This is a genomic window from Limnoglobus roseus (genome assembly GCF_008254045.1).
Classification (GTDB): Bacteria; Planctomycetota; Planctomycetia; order Gemmatales; family Gemmataceae; genus Limnoglobus; species Limnoglobus roseus.
In genome coordinates, this window is the sequence record NZ_CP042425.1 from 1,524,197 (window position 1) to 1,542,419 (window position 18,223).

The 18,223-nt window shown below is 65.3% G+C and carries 17 protein-coding genes; 6 read left to right on the forward strand and 11 right to left on the reverse strand.

Going from position 1 to position 18,223, the window contains the following annotated elements; translation table 11 throughout:
• Window positions 1-286: 286 nt before the first annotated feature.
• From PX52LOC_RS06235 to PX52LOC_RS41585, 3 genes are all read left to right on the forward strand, one after another.
• Window positions 287-1,147, forward strand: a complete 861-nt coding sequence (locus tag PX52LOC_RS06235) for a hypothetical protein (RefSeq protein ID WP_149109272.1) — start codon at window positions 287-289, stop codon at window positions 1,145-1,147.
• A gap of 28 nt (window positions 1,148-1,175) precedes the next feature.
• Complete coding sequence (locus PX52LOC_RS06240; protein ID WP_149109273.1) at window positions 1,176-2,237, forward strand: rod shape-determining protein; 1,062 nt, start codon at window positions 1,176-1,178, stop codon at window positions 2,235-2,237.
• Between the two features lie 90 nt (window positions 2,238-2,327).
• Window positions 2,328-3,353, forward strand: a complete 1,026-nt coding sequence (locus tag PX52LOC_RS41585) for a hypothetical protein (RefSeq protein ID WP_178132539.1) — start codon at window positions 2,328-2,330, stop codon at window positions 3,351-3,353.
• A 66-nt stretch (window positions 3,354-3,419) separates the two neighbouring features.
• Here PX52LOC_RS41585 and PX52LOC_RS06250 read toward each other — a convergent pair whose 3' ends face one another.
• Window positions 3,420-3,848 (reverse strand): coiled-coil domain-containing protein, encoded by a 429-nt coding sequence (locus tag PX52LOC_RS06250; RefSeq protein ID WP_149109274.1) that lies wholly within the window; start codon window positions 3,846-3,848, stop codon window positions 3,420-3,422.
• Between the two features lie 255 nt (window positions 3,849-4,103).
• Between PX52LOC_RS06250 and PX52LOC_RS06255 the strand changes: the two genes are divergently transcribed.
• Both PX52LOC_RS06255 and tnpA read left to right on the forward strand, forming a co-directional pair.
• The gene (locus PX52LOC_RS06255; protein ID WP_149109275.1) at window positions 4,104-5,969 is read left to right on the forward strand and encodes an L-lactate permease; all 1,866 of its coding nucleotides are present in this window, start codon (window positions 4,104-4,106) and stop codon (window positions 5,967-5,969) included.
• Between the two features lie 114 nt (window positions 5,970-6,083).
• Window positions 6,084-6,536 (forward strand): IS200/IS605 family transposase, encoded by a 453-nt coding sequence (gene tnpA / locus PX52LOC_RS06260; RefSeq protein ID WP_149109276.1) that lies wholly within the window; start codon window positions 6,084-6,086, stop codon window positions 6,534-6,536.
• Window positions 6,537-6,635: 99 nt separating this feature from the next.
• Here the strand turns inward: tnpA and PX52LOC_RS06265 are convergent, their stop codons facing one another.
• From PX52LOC_RS06265 to PX52LOC_RS06275, 3 genes are all read right to left on the reverse strand, one after another.
• Window positions 6,636-6,938 carry a hypothetical protein gene (locus PX52LOC_RS06265; protein WP_149109277.1) on the reverse strand — a complete coding sequence of 101 codons (303 nt, stop codon included), beginning with the start codon at window positions 6,936-6,938 and terminating at the stop codon, window positions 6,636-6,638.
• A 232-nt stretch (window positions 6,939-7,170) separates the two neighbouring features.
• Window positions 7,171-8,598, reverse strand: a complete 1,428-nt coding sequence (locus tag PX52LOC_RS41590) for a TIGR04222 domain-containing membrane protein (protein WP_178132540.1) — start codon at window positions 8,596-8,598, stop codon at window positions 7,171-7,173.
• A 97-nt stretch (window positions 8,599-8,695) separates the two neighbouring features.
• On the reverse strand, window positions 8,696-9,151 hold the full coding sequence (locus PX52LOC_RS06275; protein WP_149109278.1) for a tRNA (cytidine(34)-2'-O)-methyltransferase: 456 nt from the start codon (window positions 9,149-9,151) through the stop codon (window positions 8,696-8,698).
• A gap of 127 nt (window positions 9,152-9,278) precedes the next feature.
• On the opposite strand from PX52LOC_RS06275, the gene PX52LOC_RS06280 reads away from it, so the two are divergent.
• Window positions 9,279-11,639 carry a DNA translocase FtsK gene (locus PX52LOC_RS06280; protein WP_149109279.1) on the forward strand — a complete coding sequence of 787 codons (2,361 nt, stop codon included), beginning with the start codon at window positions 9,279-9,281 and terminating at the stop codon, window positions 11,637-11,639.
• An 80-nt stretch (window positions 11,640-11,719) separates the two neighbouring features.
• On the opposite strand, the gene PX52LOC_RS06285 is transcribed toward PX52LOC_RS06280, so the two are convergent.
• The 7 genes from PX52LOC_RS06285 to PX52LOC_RS06315 form a co-directional block, all read right to left on the reverse strand.
• Window positions 11,720-12,778 carry an alpha/beta hydrolase gene (locus PX52LOC_RS06285; protein WP_246173661.1) on the reverse strand — a complete coding sequence of 353 codons (1,059 nt, stop codon included), beginning with the start codon at window positions 12,776-12,778 and terminating at the stop codon, window positions 11,720-11,722.
• A 71-nt stretch (window positions 12,779-12,849) separates the two neighbouring features.
• Entirely contained in the window at window positions 12,850-14,142 is a 1,293-nt protein-coding gene (locus PX52LOC_RS06290; protein ID WP_149109280.1) for a beta-ketoacyl-[acyl-carrier-protein] synthase family protein, read from the reverse strand.
• A gap of 115 nt (window positions 14,143-14,257) precedes the next feature.
• Window positions 14,258-15,541 (reverse strand): beta-ketoacyl-[acyl-carrier-protein] synthase family protein, encoded by a 1,284-nt coding sequence (locus tag PX52LOC_RS06295; protein WP_168218836.1) that lies wholly within the window; start codon window positions 15,539-15,541, stop codon window positions 14,258-14,260.
• 62 nt (window positions 15,542-15,603) lie between these two features.
• Window positions 15,604-16,095 (reverse strand): 3-hydroxyacyl-ACP dehydratase FabZ family protein, encoded by a 492-nt coding sequence (locus PX52LOC_RS06300; protein ID WP_149109282.1) that lies wholly within the window; start codon window positions 16,093-16,095, stop codon window positions 15,604-15,606.
• A 49-nt stretch (window positions 16,096-16,144) separates the two neighbouring features.
• A complete protein-coding gene (locus tag PX52LOC_RS06305; RefSeq protein WP_149109283.1) occupies window positions 16,145-16,540 on the reverse strand; it encodes an acyl carrier protein in 396 nt (131 codons plus the stop codon).
• Between the two features lie 11 nt (window positions 16,541-16,551).
• Window positions 16,552-17,316: a 3-oxoacyl-ACP reductase family protein gene (locus tag PX52LOC_RS06310; RefSeq protein ID WP_149109284.1), complete on the reverse strand. Its 765-nt coding sequence runs from the start codon at window positions 17,314-17,316 to the stop codon at window positions 16,552-16,554.
• Window positions 17,317-17,326: 10 nt separating this feature from the next.
• Window positions 17,327-17,818 carry a hotdog family protein gene (locus PX52LOC_RS06315; protein ID WP_246173662.1) on the reverse strand — a complete coding sequence of 164 codons (492 nt, stop codon included), beginning with the start codon at window positions 17,816-17,818 and terminating at the stop codon, window positions 17,327-17,329.
• Window positions 17,819-18,223 lie beyond the last annotated feature (405 nt).

The window sequence follows — 18,223 nt, forward strand, 5'->3', positions numbered from 1 at the left end:
ATCATGGTCGTTCGTCGCCGCGGGTCAGGCTCCCCCGAGTCTGCCCGACGGGCGGGCATTTCTACCCACCAATGAACGAATCAGCGTGATGAAGTGGCCGGGTTATAACGCCACCGTACGCGGTGTCAATCTCGCCTGTCCGCCTGTTCGTCAGGAGGTGATGCAATGAGAACCTGCGCAAACTTTGCCGATAATGTGAATAACTCCGATCGTGCGGCCGATAACACCTGAGCCGGTTGCAAGGATCGCACGTCCGGCCGCCGCTTGCCGTGAATGGAATCGCCTCATGCACGGACTTCACTGCCGCCGGGTTCGCCACTTCCTCGCCGCGGGGCTGCTCGTTCTGGCACCTGCACTCGCGCACGCCCAATCGCCGACGACCGTGGCGGACATCGAAATCTATCAGGGCACGCGGAAGGTTGCACCGAAGCCGGTCGATCCGACCACCGTGCCGAAAGTCGCGGCGGTGGTGGCTGCGACCCTTCAAGACGCGACGAGTTCAGCCATTGCCTCGACCGGGACCGTGATCGGCCGCATCCTCGACCGCTCGGTGCCGAAGTGGGAAGCCCCGCGACTGCCCGTGGTGGTGAACATCACCCTCCCGCAGCCGTCGCCTGCGGCTTCGCCCGTGATGACGGCCGGCGGCTTCCAACCCGTCGCCGTCGGCGGCGTCGGAACGCCGGGGTTGCTCCCGTGGGCTTACGCGAATACGGCACGCGATGCCACGCCGGCGACACCACGCGAGGAACCGAAGCCGACCGTCATCATCGTCCGCGAACCTGCTCCGGTCCCCGTCGCCGCGGTCGCGGCACTTCCCGAACCGACGGGCATCCGCATTTCCAACGAAACTCTGCTACTCGCGCTCGGCGGCGTTGTCATCGCGGCGGGGGTCGTCCTCTTGCGGTCCCGCACGCCGGTAGCGGCAACCGCAACCACAGTGGCGAAGCCGGCAGTACCGCACGCGACCATCCGCGGCTTCGACGTTGGTCCGCTGCCGGAGACGATGGAGAAGTTCGATATTGGTCCGAGCTACGCCGAAGAAGTCGCCCAGAACAAAGCCGACGAGAAGGCCGGCGAAGCGGCCGTCCTCCAGCACATCTTGAATCAGAACCTCACGATGCGGGCCGAGATGGGGTCCGACAACTAACCGCTCACCTTCCACACGGAGCCTGGCAATGTCCACGACCACTACGAATCCGGTGTTCATCGGCATGGACCTCGGCACGTTCAAGACCTCGGTCGCGAGTTCGACCGGCTACCGCGACGTGATGCAGACGGCCGTCGGCTGGCCGAAGGACCACCTCGCCCGCACCATGCTCGGCCGCGATCTCGTGTTCGGCAAAGACCTCGTCGACCACCGCCTCGCGCTGGACGTGGTCCGCCCGTTCGAGAAGGGAGCGCTCAAGTACGTCGACGGCAAGAAGGCCGGGATGAGCGACGCGCAAATCAAGAAGCACGCCGACGCCACGCGGCTCGTCGTCGAGTACGCGGTGAAGATGGTCAACCGCGAGGCCGGTCGCCCGTCCTTCGGTGTCATCGGCGTGCCGGCACGGGCCAACATGCTGAACAAGAAGTTCATCCTCGACGCCGTCGATGGCGTGTTCGAATCCGTCGCCATCGTCTCGGAGCCGTTCACCATCGCCTACGGCATGAACCGCCTGACGGACACGCTCGTCATCGACATCGGCGCCGGCACCATCGACATCTGCCCGCTGTACGGCACCTACCCGGACGAGAAGGAACAAGTCACGCTGCCGATGGGCGGCGACCTCGTGGACGAGGAATTCGAGAAGCGGCTGAAGGCGAAGTACCCGAACGTGCAGGTGTCGCGGAACATGATCCGCGAGATCAAGGAGCGGTTCGGCTTCGTCCACGACCTGAACGAATCGGCGACGGTTCAACTACCGGTGGACGGCAAGCCGATGACGTTCGACATCACCGAACCGCTGAAGGGCGCGTGCCAGACGATCGTGCAACCGATCGTGGCCGCCGTCCGCGAGATGATCGGCAAGTTCGACCCGGAGTTCCAGGAGAGCCTCCGGCACAACATCGTCCTCGGTGGCGGCGGCAGTCAGTTGAAGGGCCTCGACCGCGTAATCGAGAACTCGCTGAAGGAGTACGGCGGCGCGAAGGTGACGCGCGTGACCGACGCCTCGTTCGCCGGTGCGGTCGGCGCGCTGAAGTTGGCGATGAACATGCCGAAGGACGGCTGGACTCAGTTGAAGAAGCGGAAGTAGCGAGTGCCGAATCGTGCTCTCTCCCGGAATTGGGGAAAGAGCACGACGGCCCCTGTCGAGCTTCGGCGGACCCACAATTACGGAGTTCCCATGGCCTCCACGATTCGATTCTGGCTGACGGTGGGCGGTGTCTGCGGGTCGGCCGTGGTCGCACTCGCTCAGACGCCGACGGTTCCCGAGCCGACACCATTGCCGCCCGTCGAACGAGTCGAAGGGGCCGACCGTCCCGCGCCGGTCGCCAAGCCCGCGTCGAAGTTGGCCCCGGTGGTTAACGTGCTGAAGGCCGATGCGGAAGTGATCCCCCCGCCGGCCATTCCGAAGATCGAAACGAAAGTCGTGACTTCACCTGTTGTCGCCCCGAAGGTAGAGGCGAAGCCCATCCCCGTCGTCGCGTCGATCGACCCGCCTGCGCCGCCGGTCGCGGTACTGCCGGCCATGATCCCGCCTCCGAATCTCGCTCCGGCACCCGCCACGCTGCAGGCACCCGTGCCCACGACGGCGGCGACCTGCTCGACCAGCAGCACGACCACCGCGGGCCACCGCAGCCTGCACGACAAGTGCACCTACACGCCCGAGGGGAACCTGCGGGCCAAGAAGATCCCACCCACCCTTCCGCCGCCGAACGGGACTGCCACTCGGGCTGCCTTCGCCCGACAGAAAGATCTCGCGCTCGGCGAGTTCTTCGTCGTGTACCTCGAAGACTTCGTGGAGAACACGGCTGAGTTGAACCCGACCGGCCTCCGGCACGTCAACGGCATCTACAAACGGCTCGACATGACGGCCTCCTCGATCAAGGTCGAGCCGACCGGCGTGACCGATTTCGACGAGAAACGCCGCGCCGCCGTGATGGACGCGCTGCTGGCGCTCGGGGCGGATTCCAGCGTCACCAGCCGCATCTACAGCGGAACCACGCGCGCCGAGGGGTTGCGGTTCGAGGACATTCCCGTGGTCGGCCGGCGGAACCCGATTTCCGGGGGCGGCGGCTTCGGCGGCGGCGGTCTGAACGGGTCCGGCGGCTTCGGCGGCGGAGGGGGATTTGGTGGTGGAGGATTCGGCGGCGGCGGATTCGGGGGAGGTGGGTTTGGCGGTGGAGGATTCGGCGGCGGATTCCGCTAGTCCATCAAAAAAGCGACCGGCGTGACTTGCGCCGCGCCGGTCGCCAAGCAATCTTTCCCGGGACGACTACTTCGACTTCGACTCCCCCTTGCTCAGGCTCACCGGCGTCGCCGACACGCCTTGCGGCTTCGGAGCAATCGCGACTTCGGCTTGGCCGATCAGGTCCTTCAGGTTCTTGCGGAAGCTGTCGTACTGGGCGAGCAGTTCCTTGTACTCTTGCCCCTTCTCCTTCAGTTGCACGTTCAAGTTGTCGCGTTCTTTCTGGATCGCCAGACCGCGGGCGGCTTCGGCCCGGAGTTGCTCTTCGGCCTGCGCGAGCTTCTGCCGGAACGTGTCGCGGGCGGCGGACGTGGCCTTCAACTCCTCTTCCAACTTCGCGACCTTGGCGGTGTTCGTCTCCCGCTCCCCTGTCGTCGCGATGCCACTCTTGCCACAACCCCAAACGCCGAAGACCGTCAAACCCACAATGAGCAACACTTTATAGGTACGGATCATATCAATTACTCCGTCAGTATCAGTCGGGCGCGGTGCGGTCGGGCCGTCCCATTTGACCCGGTTCGCGTGAAGCCCGTTCCCGTGAAAGTTTCTCCCCCTTAACTCGGCTTCGCGCTTTACCGACTCCACGCAAAACACCCTCCTTCTCCGACCGGCAGGGGTTCGCGACTTCGCCCTGTTTCGATCTTCCGGCTTGCGTCGGTCGGGGCGATTGATAGCATCTCGGAACCAACCTCCCTCCTCGAAGCTCCTCCCATGCTCTTCGCCGACCTGTACACGCAAAACCTCGACCCCCTCGGCAAACAACTCGCCTCGACGTTCGTGGCGGCCCTGCCGGTGCTGGTACTCTTCTACCTACTCGTGGGCCGCCGGTGGGTCGCGAGTTGGGCCGGGGCCGCCGGATCGCTCGTCGCCATCGCCCTCGCCGTGGCGGTCTTCCACATGCCCGCGGAGAAGGCCGGCATGTCGTTCGTGTACGGGGCGGCGTTCGGGCTGTTGCCGATCGGCTGGACGGTCTTCGGGGCGATGCTCATTTACAACCTCACCGTCGAAACCGGGATGTTCGGCATCATCCGCCGGTCGATCGGCGGCCTCAGCGGCGACGCCCGAGTGCAGGCGGTGCTGATCGGCTTCTGCTTCGGGGCACTCATGGAAGGGGCGGCCGGGTCGGGTTCGCCGGTGGCCATCTGCGGGGCGATGCTCGCCGGCCTCGGGGTGCCGCCGCTGCGGGCGGCCGTCATCTGCCTGATCGCGAACACGTCGCCCGTCTGCTACGGCGGCCTCGGCACGCCGGTGTTCGTCCTCTCCGGCGTCACCGGCATCCCCGGCGACGCCATTAGCACCATGTGCGGCCACCAACTGCCGATCCTCTCGTGTCTGATCCCGTTCTACATGGTGAAAGTGATCTGCACCTGGCGGCAGACGCTCCAGATTTGGCCGGCGCTGCTGGTCGGCGGCGGGTCGTTCGCGATCTTCCAGTACTTCTTCGCCACGATGCAGAACTGGATTCCCGGCATCGCCCTCTGGCCGCTCACCGATGTCGGCGGGTCGATCTTCTCGATGATCTCCCTCGCCCTGTTCCTCCGCTTCGTGTGGAAGCCGAAGTCGGAGTGGAAGTTCCCGACCGACGCCACCACGCCGCCCAGCCCGGAGACAAAGGCGGAAGTACTCGCCCACGACCCGCACGCGGCGGAAGCCCTCAAGCAAGTGCAACAGGTATTGGGCCGCCCGTCGGGGTTCATCCACGCGGCCGATGAGGAAATGCCACTCACGGCCGGGATGGTGGCGAAGGCGTGGTCGCCGTTCGTCGTCATGGCGATTTGCCTCGGCGTCATCGGCATCGTGCGGCAGATGGAAAAGAACGGGCCGATCGACATGGGCGTGGTGCGCTCGTACTACGAGATCGAGATTCCGACCGTTCACCTGGAAGTCGAGCGGGCTGGCCGCCTCGTGAAGCCGGGGGCCGTGGGCAAGGAGCGGCTGGAAAAGGCGATCTTCGAGTTCAAGTGGCTGACGGCCGCCGGCACCCCGTGCGTGGTCGCGGTACTAATCTCTGCCCTGATCCTCCGCACACCGCCGCGAGTGCTGAGGCGGGTGTTCGTGAAGACGTTCATCCAGATGAAGATCCCGATCCCGACGATCGCGTGCATGTTGGGCCTGAGCTACGTGACGAAGTACGCCGGCATGGACGCGACACTCGGCGTGGCGTTCGCCGAGACGGGCGTGTTCTACCCGTTCTTCGCCCCGCTGCTCGGTTGGCTCGGCGTCTTCCTCACCGGCACCGACGCTGGCAGCAACGCCCTCTTCGGCAGCCTGCAAAAGATCACGGCCACGGAGGTGTGGAACGGCCACGGTCCGAACGGAACGGGGTCGATGCCACTGGAACTGGATCAGGCCCAGGTGCTACTCTGCACCGCGAACAGCACCGGCGGCGTGATGGGCAAGATGATCGACGCCCAGAGCATCTGCGTGGCAACGGCCGGTACGAACCAGATCGGCAAGGAGGCGGACATCTTCAAGGCCGTCATCTGGCACAGCATCTTCCTGGCGTGCATCGTCGGCGCGATGACCGCCGTGCAGGCGTTCGTCCCGCCGTTCACGCAAATGGTGCCGAAGCCATAACGCGGGGCCGCGTTTTTAGCCGCGGAGCGGCGGCAGTCGTTAGCCAGGGGTGCAAACCCCTGGTACGCCCCACCATCACTCAGCCCCGGAGGGGCGGCAGAGAAGAGTCCCGCCATGCCCCAGACCTTCACGTCGCTGCACTACCACATCGTCTTCAGCACCAAACACCGCGAGCCCATCATCACGCCGGACTTTCAACCACGGCTCTACGAATACCTCGGCGGCATCGTCCGATCTCAGGGCGGCGAACTCGTCGCGGCCGGCGGAATGCCCGACCACATCCATATCTTGGTGCGATTGAATCAACAACACGCGGTGGCCGACGTGATGCGAGTCTTGAAGGCGAACTCCTCGGGTTGGGTTCACGAGACGTTCGCGGCCCGGAATTCCTTCGCGTGGCAGACAGGTTACGGTGCATTCACGGCCGGCTTATCGACGATGAGTCGGGTGAAGGCGTACATTGCGAACCAGGCCGAACATCACAAGCGGGTCACATTTCAGGACGAGTTGCGCTCGTTTCTGAAGAAACACGAAATCGAGTACGACGAACGCTATCTCTGGGATTAAGGCGCATTCTGACGCCCCTCCGGGGCTTGTTCTTCTTCCTGTGTACCAGGGGCTTACGCCCCTGGCTAACGACTGCCGCCGCTCCGCGGCTAATGACCTCTACGCCGCCCCCAATCCCACGCTCGCCGCGGGCGACTCCTGCAACTGCACCTCGCGCGTCCGTTGGCCGAGCGAGTTGTAGAACACCACCCGCTCGTCGTTCGACGCCCAGACTGCGCTCGTCTTCAACAGCCGCGGCCCCTCGACGTGGAAGACCACGCCCCACGGTCGGCCGCGGCGGAAGATCGGCGTTTGAAAGAAGGGAGTCTGTTCGTAGTCGAGGGCGTCTTGCTCACAGAGAGTGCGACGGATGTACCGACAAAGGTCCTCGTAAGTCGGCAAGGCGACGACCGGCTCCGACATGCTCCCCCCGTGGCAGAATGGCTGCGTGTGCCGAACCCGAAGGCGTGTGCGACGGTTGCGTCGCGGGTGGGCCGGCGGCAGTAACAAGTGTGTGCTTAACTTGCCACAAATGGGGGGACGGGAGAAGGTGCCGAAGCGGCGAAAAGTAATCCTGTCAGGAAATCGAGACGGCGTATACGGGTTCTACCAACGGGTCCGCCTGAGCCTGCTCGGAGGCGAACGGGACGGGCGTTCAACTGCACCCGCCGCAGCCGCCACCACCGCAGCCGCCGCCACACCCACCGCCCCCGCCGCAGCCAGCCCCACAGCCGCCGCTCCCACTCGTCGGTGAGGCGGGATACCACTGCTTCAACGTCTCGTACTGCGTTCCCGCCAGGGCGATCGTACCGAAGAGGGCGACCGCGAGTGCCGCATCGTCGGCCGTCGTCGGCGTGAAGTTCTTCCGGAGCCGGCCGTTCGCCCGCGTCGCGTCGGCCAGCACCTCGTCGGCCTTCCGCGTTCGCCGCGGGGAGGTAGCCGCCAGAAGGATCAGAACGATGACCGAACCGATCAGAGTAGCGACCAGGAATCCGCTCGGTTTGTCGTTCATCAAGCCCATCGCCAACCGCGTGACCCCGAACGCGGCGACCACGAACAAGTAGGGGAGCGTGTACACCAGGGCGTTGCCGAAGCGGGCGGACGGGGAGAACGACAGCCCGGCCTCCTCAAAGGCGTCCTTCTCCGACTGCCACGCGAGTTGGACCGCTTCGGCCAGCCGCTTCAGGCTCGGCGGGTCGTCGTTCTTCAACGGCAGCACGTCGTAAACCGCACGTTCGATGTCCGTGGCGTTCTCGGGCAACCGGCCGACCACCGCGACGGTCTTGCCGTCCGCGGAAACGGCCGCGGCGTTCGCCTGCACGAGCTTCGCGATGGTCGCACTCGCCAGACCGCGGTGGTTGGCCCGCAGGTACGCGGCGTGCTGCCAGGTCAGGCTCGGCTTCTCCTCGCCAGCGTCGAACCCCGGCCCTCGAAGGCGGTTGCGAATGACCAAACTGACGATCAACCCGGCGACGAGCAGCGGGACGAAGAACGCCAGGTATTCCGTGCCCTTCAGGTCGAACGGGTTCAGCCCGCCGACGCAGCCGGTGGCGAACACGAACGCGAACGTCACCACCGCGAGAACGCCGACGGCCCGCCGGACCACGGCCTTCGGCACGACCCAATTGCGAGCCGTGTTGACCGTGACGTGGCGGAGGTCTTCGCCGAACCGCACGTCGGCGGGCGGCCAAATATCACCGGGCGGGTCTTCGCCGAGGGTGTCGCGATAGGTCTGAAGGGTTCGCTCGTACAAGTTGCGGTACTTCGCCCCCTCGTCGTGCCCGCCGCGGGTCGGCTCGTGGTGGAGCGGCCGGCCGAGCGTCTCCTGGCAGAGCCGTTGCCAGTACGAGCGAGTGTACGTGAGGTGCAGGTGCCACGCCGCATCGACCGCTTCGGACGGGGACGCTGCGTGCGGGGCCGTCACCGCGAGGTACAGGAACCGCTTGTACTCGCGCACGACCCGCGCCGTGTACGCCCGCGTCCAGCCGTTTTCGCGGGCGAGGCGGACGGCGTAAGGCAGTGCGGGCGTGTCGGGTCCGTCGATGTTGAAGGCTTCGATCTTCTGGCGTAACTCGATAGACATGGGGCGGCCTCTGGTTCAAAGGCGGTCGGAACGAGCCTCTCCAGTCTAATTCGCCGCCGACGAGCGTGCATCTATGAAGTCGGGATGAAGTTCGGCCTCACCAGCCGTGGACCTGCCGCAGGGCTTCGTACACGGCGATGCCGACGGCGGTGGACAGGTTCAGGCTGCGGACGTGCGGCGAGAACATCGGGATGCTAACGATCCGCTCCGCGAACCGCTCCCGCAACTCCGGCGGCAGCCCCGTCGATTCTTTTCCGAAGAGGAGGCAGTCGCCGTCTCGATAACTGACGCTCGTGTAGTTGCACGGCGCGGGGTTGTCGACCACCCACAGCCGCGTGTACCCGGCCGCCCGCTCGAACTCCGCGAACGTCGCGTGCCGGTGCAAGTCCACGTGCGGCCAGTAGTCGAGGCCCGCGCGCTTCAGTTGCTTGTCGTCGATGGAGAACCCGAGCTTGCCGATGAGGTGCAGTCGGCTGCCGGTGGCGGCGCACAGCCGCGACACATTGCCGGTGTTCGGCGGGATTTCCGGCTCCCAGAGCGCGACGTGCAGCATGTGAACCCCGCGGGACAATCCCGATTCTGCGGCCGAAGCCGATTCTACGCGGCGGACGCGCGGACAAACACACTTCTTCACCCACCCGTTGCTCTTCCCCTCAAGTGACAGGTGGGACAATGACGGTATGACCGAAGCTGCCACTCCCTCCCGGTTCCGCCTCGACGCCGTCGCGTGGGTCGTGCTCGCGTTCGGCGGCCTGCTCGCCGCCGCCGTCGGCACGCACCCGCCACTGACCGGGCTGCCGCCGATCCTCGGGCCCGATTCCACGCCCGCGGTGACGCCGTTCGTGAACGCCCTCGGCTTCGCGTCATTCGCATTCCTCGCCGGGTGGTTCCTGCTTACACTGCTGTACGTGCTGCGGCGCAGTCGAACCCGATTGGCCGTGCGGGCACTCGGCTGGGTCGTGTTGACTGCGACGGCGGCCACCATCTGCGACTACCAAGCCGAGCGACTGCCGCACCCGGCGTCGGTCTACGGGACCGGTGGGTCGATCGGCGCATACCTGCGGTTCAAGCTCGACGACCACGTTCCGCCGACGCTCGTCAACGCGGTCCTCGCGGTGGCCCTCGCCGTCGGCATTCTGCTCGTCGCCGATCACCTCGTGCGGGCCGCCCTGCGGTGGGCGTGGCTGACGCTCCGCGGGCTGTTCGCCGGGCTGAAGTTCGGCAACCGCCTCGTCGAGGCCGGCAGCAACAAGGTCGTCGGCGTCGTGGCGACCGGAGCGGGCGCGGTCGCGACCGGTGCCCGCAAGGCCTTCGAGCCGAAACCGCGGGCGGCCGAACTTCCCAAACTACCCCCCGAAGTGCCGAGCACGCCGTCGCCGGAATCACTCGCCCTCCTCGGTGTCAGCGTCGAGGACATCCCGATCATCAGTCACGCGGCCCCGGAACCCGTCATCACCACGCAGGCGAACATCACTACGCAGGCGAACCCCGAGGAAATCGTCGACCTGTCGCCGCCGCCGACCGCGGCCGATCAAGAGACGAAAACCGAGTTCGAGTTGCCGCCCTTGTCGTTGCTCAACGACCCCGACCCGTTCCCGGTGGAAGACCACGAGTCGTTCCTCCGCGAGCGGGCGACGCTGCTGGAGAAGACGTTCGCCGACTTCGCCATCAACATCAAGGTCGTCGGCATCCACACCGGCCCGGTCATCACGCAGTACGAACTCGCCCTCGAAACCGGCCTCCGGCTGAACAAGGTGACGACCCTCGCCGACGACGTGGCCCTGAAGTTGAAGGTGCCGAGCGTCCGCATCGTGGCCCCGCTGCCGGGCCGTGATACCGTCGGCATCGAAGTCCCGAACGAACACCGGCAGACCGTCCGCCTGAAGGAACTCATCCTCGCGACACAGGCGAAAGCCGCGAAGATGAAGCTGCCGACGTTCCTCGGCAAAGACGTGGAGGGCCGGCCGCTGTGCTACGACCTGGCCGACATGCCGCACCTACTCATCGCCGGCCGCACCGGGACCGGAAAGTCGGTCTGCCTCAACACCGTCCTCCAGAGCTTCCTGTTCACCCGCACGCCGGACGAGTGCCGGCTCATCCTCATCGACCCGAAGCAGGTCGAGTTCAGCGGCTATGCGAACATCCCGCATCTGATGCACCCGGTCGTGACCAAGAACGAGAAGGCCGAGGCGATTCTGGCGTGGGCCGTGGACAAGATGGAGGAACGCTACGAACTTCTCCGGCGAGCCCGCGTGCGGAACATCGCGAGTTACAACGACCTCGGTTGGGAAGAAGTCCTCCGCCGCGTCGACCCGCAGGACGAGAACGAACGCCAGAAGCTGCCGGCCCGGATGCCCTACGTCGTCATCGTCATTGACGAAGTCGGTGACTTACTGATGGCGATGAAGAAGGAAGTCGAGAGCCACATCATCCGCCTCGCGCAAAAGTCGCGGGCGGCCGGCATCCACCTGATTCTCGCGACGCAACGGCCGACGGTGGACGTAGTGACGGGTCTGATCAAGTCGAACCTGCCGGCGCGCATCTGTTTCCAGGTAGCGAGCCGGTCCGACAGCGCCGTGGTCCTCGACGAGAAGGGGGCTGAAAAGCTTCTCGGCCGCGGCGACATGCTCTTCCTCCAACCCGGCACCAGCACGCTCATCCGCGGGCAGGGGGCTTACGTGGACGACCAGGAGATCGAGCGGGTGACGGCCGCGATCGAACTCGACGCCCCGAACTACGACACGGAACTGCTGAACGTGAAGGCCAAGACCGGCGACGGCTCGTCGGCCGGCGGCGAATTCGCGGAGCAACTCCGGGCCCGCGACGAGATGTACGAGCAGGCCATCGAGATCGTCATCCGCGAGCAGCGCGGCAGCACGTCGCTCTTGCAGCGCGCCCTCGGCATCGGCTACGGCCGGGCGAGCCGGCTCATCGACTTCATGGCCGAGGATGCGATCGTGGGGAGTTTCAACGGCAGCAGCGCGAGAGACGTACTCGTGACGCCGGAAGAGTGGGAGCAGCGAAAGGCGGGCGTGGGGTAACGATTGGGTCGTAAACAGAACCGCCTCGGGTGAAATTGAGTTTCACCCGAGGCGGTTCGCTGGCAAACGTGCCTTTGCAGTTACTTCTTCGCGACGGCTTCGCGAGCCGACAATTCAACGCGGGCCGCCTTCGGTTGCGACAGGCTCCGGCGGGCCACCGACGGGCCGCCGAGATGCTTGTCGAAGAACGCGACCAAATTCGCGTGGTACGACTCGCCGGCGACGTGCAGAGCCATGTTGTGCTTCGCGCCGTCCACCATCCACAGTTCCTTCGCGGTGACTCGCTTCGCCTGGCCCAACAGCGTCTCGGCCATCTCGGGCTTGATGTACGTGTCGGCCGCCCCGTGGATGACCAGCCACGGCTGCCGCATCCGTCGCACGGCTTTCTCAACGCTGACGAATTCGAGGTGACGCAATTTCTGCACGTCACTGAGGGCGGCGTTGGCGAGCGCCCCGTAGAACCAGTCGGGAATGCGGGTCCGCAGCCACTCGCGGCGCTTGATGTAGATGCCCACCCACTTGCGGATGAACGGCACCATCGTCGTGTACGTGCCGAACGCCCCGTCGGTGACGACGCACCGCACGAGGCGGTCTTCCGCCGCAAGCAGCAAACCGAGGCTTCCGCCCTTGCTCACGCCGAAGATGCCAACCCCGTGCGGGTCGGCGTCCGGCCGGTAGTGCAGGTACTTGAGGGCCGCACGGGCGTCCGCGAGGTCGCGGTCGGTCACCCACTGGAGCGGTTCGTAGTTCGCGTCCTTGTCGCTGTCGCCCTGGTTTCGTGGTTCGTAGGCGAACACGTCGTAGCCTTCGGCCACCAACTTCTCGCAGTACGACTGACACGACCAGCGGTCGGAACCGAATTCCAGGCCGAACAGGATCACGCCCTTGCGGTCGGCCGCGGGGGTCTTCAGATAGCACCCGCGGAGCAGGCGGCCGTCGGCGGTTGTGATGCGAACGTCTTCCGCGGCGGCATTCACTTCCCCCCGGGGGATGATGAACAGCGGCCGTTCCTGGAAGATCCGCGTGATGACGTGAATGTAATTCCAGCGGTAGTACAGGTAGCAAGACAGAATGAAGACCGCCGTGATCGGAACGGGGCCGAACACGAAAATCAGGACCAAAATCATCCAGTCGGGCACCGGATCAGACTCCAGGAGGAAAACCGTCGGGTCCAACGAAACGCCGAACGTCGGGCAGAGTTGCGCCCGATTTACAGTTTGCTGGCGATCAGGGTTATGTTCTGACCGCCGAAGCCGAAGCTATTCGAGAGTACATTTCGGATGCCGCTCTTCTCGCGGGCGGCGTTCGGAACGTAGTCGAGATCGCACTTCGGGTCCGGCGTTTCGTAATTAATCGTCGGGGGGAGGGTATTCCGCAGCATCGCCTGAATGCTGATAATCAACTCAACCGCACCACCGGCGGCGATCAAGTGACCCAGCATACTCTTGCTTGAGCTTACGGGTATCTTATAGGCGAACGCCCCGAGGGCACCCTTAATTCCCGCCGTCTCGCACTCGTCGTTGGCGGCCGTGCTCGTGCCGTGGGCGTTGATGTACCCAATATCTTCGGGCGTCAGTCGGGCGTCCTTGAGGGCGTCCTGCATCGCTTTGACCGCGCCGCGGCCTTCCGGGTGCGGGTCAGTCATGCGGTAAGCATCGCCCGTCGTGCCGTAGCCTGTCAACTCCGCGTAGATTCGCGCGCCGCGTTTCTTCGCGTGCTCCAACTCTTCCAGAATCACCATCCCCGCCCCTTCGCCCAGAACGAAGCCGTCGCGGTCCAGGTCGAACGGCCGGCTGGCCTTCTTCGGGGCGTTGTTGCGGGTGGACAGGGCGGTCAGGCGGTTGAAGCCGGTCACGCCGAGGGGGTGGATCATGCTGTGGGCACCGCCGGCGAGCATGACTTCCGCGTCGCCGTGGCGGATGAACGCGGTCGCCTCGCCGATCGCCTGCGCACTGGCGGCACAGGCGGTCAAACAGGTAAAGTTCGGCCCGCACAGGTCGAATTCTTCCGCGAGGTGGCCCGCGGTGGTGTGCATTTCGAACTCGGCCTCCCGCTTCGCGTCGAACAGGCTGTTGCCGGTGGAACCGAACTTCGCACTGTTGACACGGTAGCCGCTCTCGTCGGCCGCCCGGCCGATGCTGTCGATCAGGCTGTAGAAGTCTTCCGCCCCCTCGCCGGACCCGAGGTACACGCCGAACCGCGTGCGGTCGTGGCCCGTCGAGTCGAGTAGGCCGGCGTCGTGCAGGGCTTCCTGGGCGGCGGCGAGGCCGTACCGGGTGTTCTCGCCGGACTTCGCGTACCGCTCGTGGGTGTACGGCAGCCAGTTCTTGAGGGCGAAGTCCTTCACCTCGGCCGCAAACGTCGTCTGAAAGGTCTTGGCGTCGAACCGCGAGATGTAGTCGATGCCGCACTGCCCCTCAATCGCGGCGGCGAAGGTTTTCTCGGCCGAGTGCCCGAGCGGCGTAACGGACCCGATCCCGGTGATGACGACTCGTCTTCGCATGATGGAACCTCTTCCGACGATTCAACGGCGAGCCGAGCGGCGTAAGCCGCCGGGTGTCTGGCGTTGCGATTCATCCGGCGGCTTACGCCGCTCGGCTCGCCCAGACGCGCCCGCCCTATTCGAACTTCTTCACCACCGCGACGGCACACTGGCCGAGGTCGGTGTAGTTGATCTTCACCGCATACGGCTTCGTCACCGGCCGCGGCTCGCCGACGTGGACCGTCACCGGGCAGTCGGCGGATGTCGCGGCGTGGTTCACGGTCCCCGGCAGTTGGCCGTGCTTCAGGGCCAGAATGCTCGCGGCCAGTTCGATCGCCCCGGAGGCGGCCCCGGTGTTGCCGATCTGTCCTTTTAAAGCGTAGACGGGGGTCACCGTTCCGAAAACTTCGTGGATCGCACGGGCCTCGAAGGCGTCGAGTTCCGGCAGACCGCCGGCGCTCGTGTTGACGTGGTCCACGTCGGCCGGGGTGATGCCGGCTTCCTTCAGGGCGTTGCGGATGACACCCGCGAGAATCGGCCCCTTGCGGCCGCGGTCGAAGCCGGAGGCGAACCCCGCGAGTTCCGCGTAGACCTTCGCCCCCCGCTTCTTCGCGTGTTCCAGGTCTTCCAGGCCGAATAGGGCCGCCGCTTCACCGAGGGCGGTACCGTCGCGGTCCTTGTCGAACGGGCGGACGGCCGTCGCCGGGTGGTCGTTGTTCCGCGTGAACGGCACGAACAGGTTGTTCCGCGTGAAGCTCAGCGGGTTGATCTTCGAGTCGCACCCGCCGACGAGGAAGTAGTCGGCCGCGTCGCGCTGGAGCAACCGGAATGCTTCGCCGAGGGCGAGCGTGCTGGCCACGTCGCCGGCGGTGATGGTGTTGTTCGGCCCCTGCGAGTCGAAGAAGATCGACGTGTGGCAGGCCGGCATGTTCGGCAGGTACTTCAGCATCCACAGCGGCGTAATCTTCTCGACGCCCTCGTGGCCCCACTTCGCCATGTCGATCTTGCGAGAGTCGGCGGTGATCGTGTGCTTCGCCGCCGCCGACAGGTCTTCGAGTTCGCTCGCGACCATGACGCAGCCGAACTCGATGCCGAAGCGGAACGGGTCGATCGTGCCCTTCGCCGGGCCGCCGTCGTCCATCGCGAGCTGCGCCCCGCACAGCCCCAGCTGGACCGTCTTCGCCATGTTCTTGAGCGACTTGCGACCGTCCTTGTTGCTCGACGGGATGTACTTCTTCGCGTCGAACGGCTCCAGCGTCTCCCCGGCGATGCGGCACGGCAGCGCGGAGGGGTCGAACGCGCGAACGGCCCGAACGCCCGGCGTGCCCGCGAGGAGGTTGGCCCAGAACGTGGGGGTGTCGCCGACCGGGGAGATTACGCCGAGACTGGTGAAGACGGCTCGGCGGGGGGAAGCAGGCATATCAGGTTGCAGGCTCATCGAGGCTCGGGGAGTAACGACTCCCGCACGCTCCGCGGGCGGGGTTAGGCCTTCTGCCCGTCGCCGAGGGCCGCCCGCTGGGCGAGGCCGAGGAGGTACTTCAACTCGCCGCTGAAGACGAAGTTGTGGTCGCCGAACAGCTGGGCCGACCGGCTCTGGTCGAGGTACGCGAAGAAAATCTCCGCCTCCGCGATCAGGTCGTCGCCGCTGGTCACCCGACCCTTTACGACCGACCCTTCCGGGCGGAGGTCGATCACGTCGGTGGTGTAGGTCAACTGTTCGCCGGGCATCGCCTCGCGGTAGAACTTCGCGTTCGGGACCTTCGCGAGAACGACCTTCTCCTGGAAGTTACTCGACTCGCCGACGAGGATGCCGCCGGTCTGCGCAAGCCCTTCGAGGATCAGGGCGGCGGGCATCACCGGGAAGCCGGGGAAGTGCTCGCCGAAGTGGTCCTCGGCGTGGCTGAGGCTCTTCACCGCCGTCGCGGTCTTCTTCGACTCGAAGTTCGTGAAGCGGTCGATCCAGATCCAACGCATGGTGATCTCGCGAAGCCCGCCCACGGCCGTGGGCGGGCTTTCGTGGGTGTTAGACGCCCAGTTTGCTCTTCAAATACCGGACGATCAAGTTCACGGTGAACAGGTCGCCCATGTTGTCGAGCTTCGGGTCGGCGGCGAACTTGTCCATCTCGGCCGGGTCCGCGAACGGCATCTTGTCCCGCAGTTCGGCGAGGCCCTTGTCGGTGATCTTGCCGCCGGCGACCAGCGACGGGTCGCCCTGGAAGATCGACTCAGGGAAGAGTTCGCCGCGAGGAATCTTGATGCCGAACTCGCGCTCGAGGCGGAACACGATGTCCAGGAAGTCGATCGACTCCGCGCCGAGGTCGGCCTGGAGGCGGCTGGACGGCGTCACCTCGTCGTCGTCGCGGTTCAGCGCGTCGACGAGGGTGGCCTTCACCTTTTGGTAAATGTCGTCCTGGGTCATCGGTAGCTCCCTCAACCTGTCACCGCGCCGAGGCTCAGGCCGCCGTCGACGGTGATGACTTGTCCGGTGATGTACGCGGCCCCTGGCCCGGCCAGGAACGCCACCACGTTCGCGATATCGTCCGGCTGGCCGAGCCGCCGCAGCGGAACCAGCTTCTTCTCAATGAAGTCGCCCGCCTTCGAGCGGACCGCCTCGCTCATGTCGGTCGAAATAAAGCCGGGGGCCACGGCGTTCACCGTCACGCTCCGACTGCCTAACTCGACCGCCAACGCCCGGGTGAACGAGTTCACCGCCCCCTTACTGGCGGCGTAGTTCGTCTGCCCCTGGTTCACGTGTTCGGCGGCAACGCTCGACACGTTGATAATCCGCCCGGACCGCTGCTTCAGGGCCATCTGGCTGGCCACGGCCTTACAGAACGAGAACGTGCCGTTCAGGTTCGTGTTGAGGACCGTGTTCCAGGCGTCGGCCTCCATGCGAATGAAGAGACCGTCGCGGATCACCCCGGCGTTATTCACCAGAATATCGATTCGGCCCCACTGTGCTAGCACATCGGCGACCACCTTGTCAGCGGCAGTTGCGTCGGCCACGTCGGCCTGAATCGCGGTGGCCGCCCCGCCGGCGTCGGTGATTTCCTTCGCCAGCGCGTCAGCCGCGTCTTTCGCCCCGCGGTAGACAAAGGCGACCTTCGCGCCTTCGCGGGCGAGTTTCTGCACGATCGCCTTGCCGATGCCCCGGCTGCCGCCGGTGACGAGGGCCACTTGGTCCTTCAACTGCATGATCTCTCCGTCAGGTCGTCGCAATCACTTTGGGCCGGGACAACTCGCCCGTCAGTAAAGCCCACCGCTCACGCCAGTGTTTCTGGAGCTTCTCGTCGGCGGCCACCCCGGCCGGACCGCGGTCGCTCAGACTGTACCCGAACAGCGTGAACTGGGCCGACACCGTCTGGTCGCCGGCATCGTTGATTCCCTTGCCGCGGAAGACGGCCGTTACGCCATCGGTCTTCACCAACTCCACCGCCACCGTCATCCAGTGGCCGGGCTGCATGAAGTTGCCGTACTTCACGTTCCGGGCTTCCCGCAGCACGATGACCGGGTGCCGGTAGTCGGTACTCGCCCGCCACAGCCACGCCGCGCCCTCAACGAGGGCTTCCAGCATGAGCACGCCGGGCATCACCGGGAACTTGGGGAAGTGGTCCGCGAGGTACTCTTCCCCTAACGCCAGGAACTTCGCCGCGAGCAGGGACTTGCCGGCTTCCCAGTGGTCAATTCGGTCAATCAACTGGAACCGCATCGGTACAAGCCTTACGTTCGATCCCGGCCTGAAGTTTTCGCCTTCATAAAGCTGAAAGTCTATCCCGCCGGCCTAGTTTGACAACCCCGACCGCCCCTCGCGAGGGGTACCCACTTCCACTATCCTGCTGAACGACCCGAAACGATGCAACCGCTAAAGCCGGCGAAATCCCCGGTCTGCGGCCATCGCCGGAGGTCTTAATCGGATTGAAACGACTGTGATTTTTACACCGACTTAAAGATGGTGAGCTAGAAATCGGCCCGATCGGTTGCCGTTTCAAGAGGGGACACCTATCATGCCCCTCTATCGTTATTTTCAGAGTCAGGGAACGGGAGACGCGACATGGCGGCGCGACGACGGGGAAGCGGTCGGCGGAAGGTGGGTCGGAAGAAG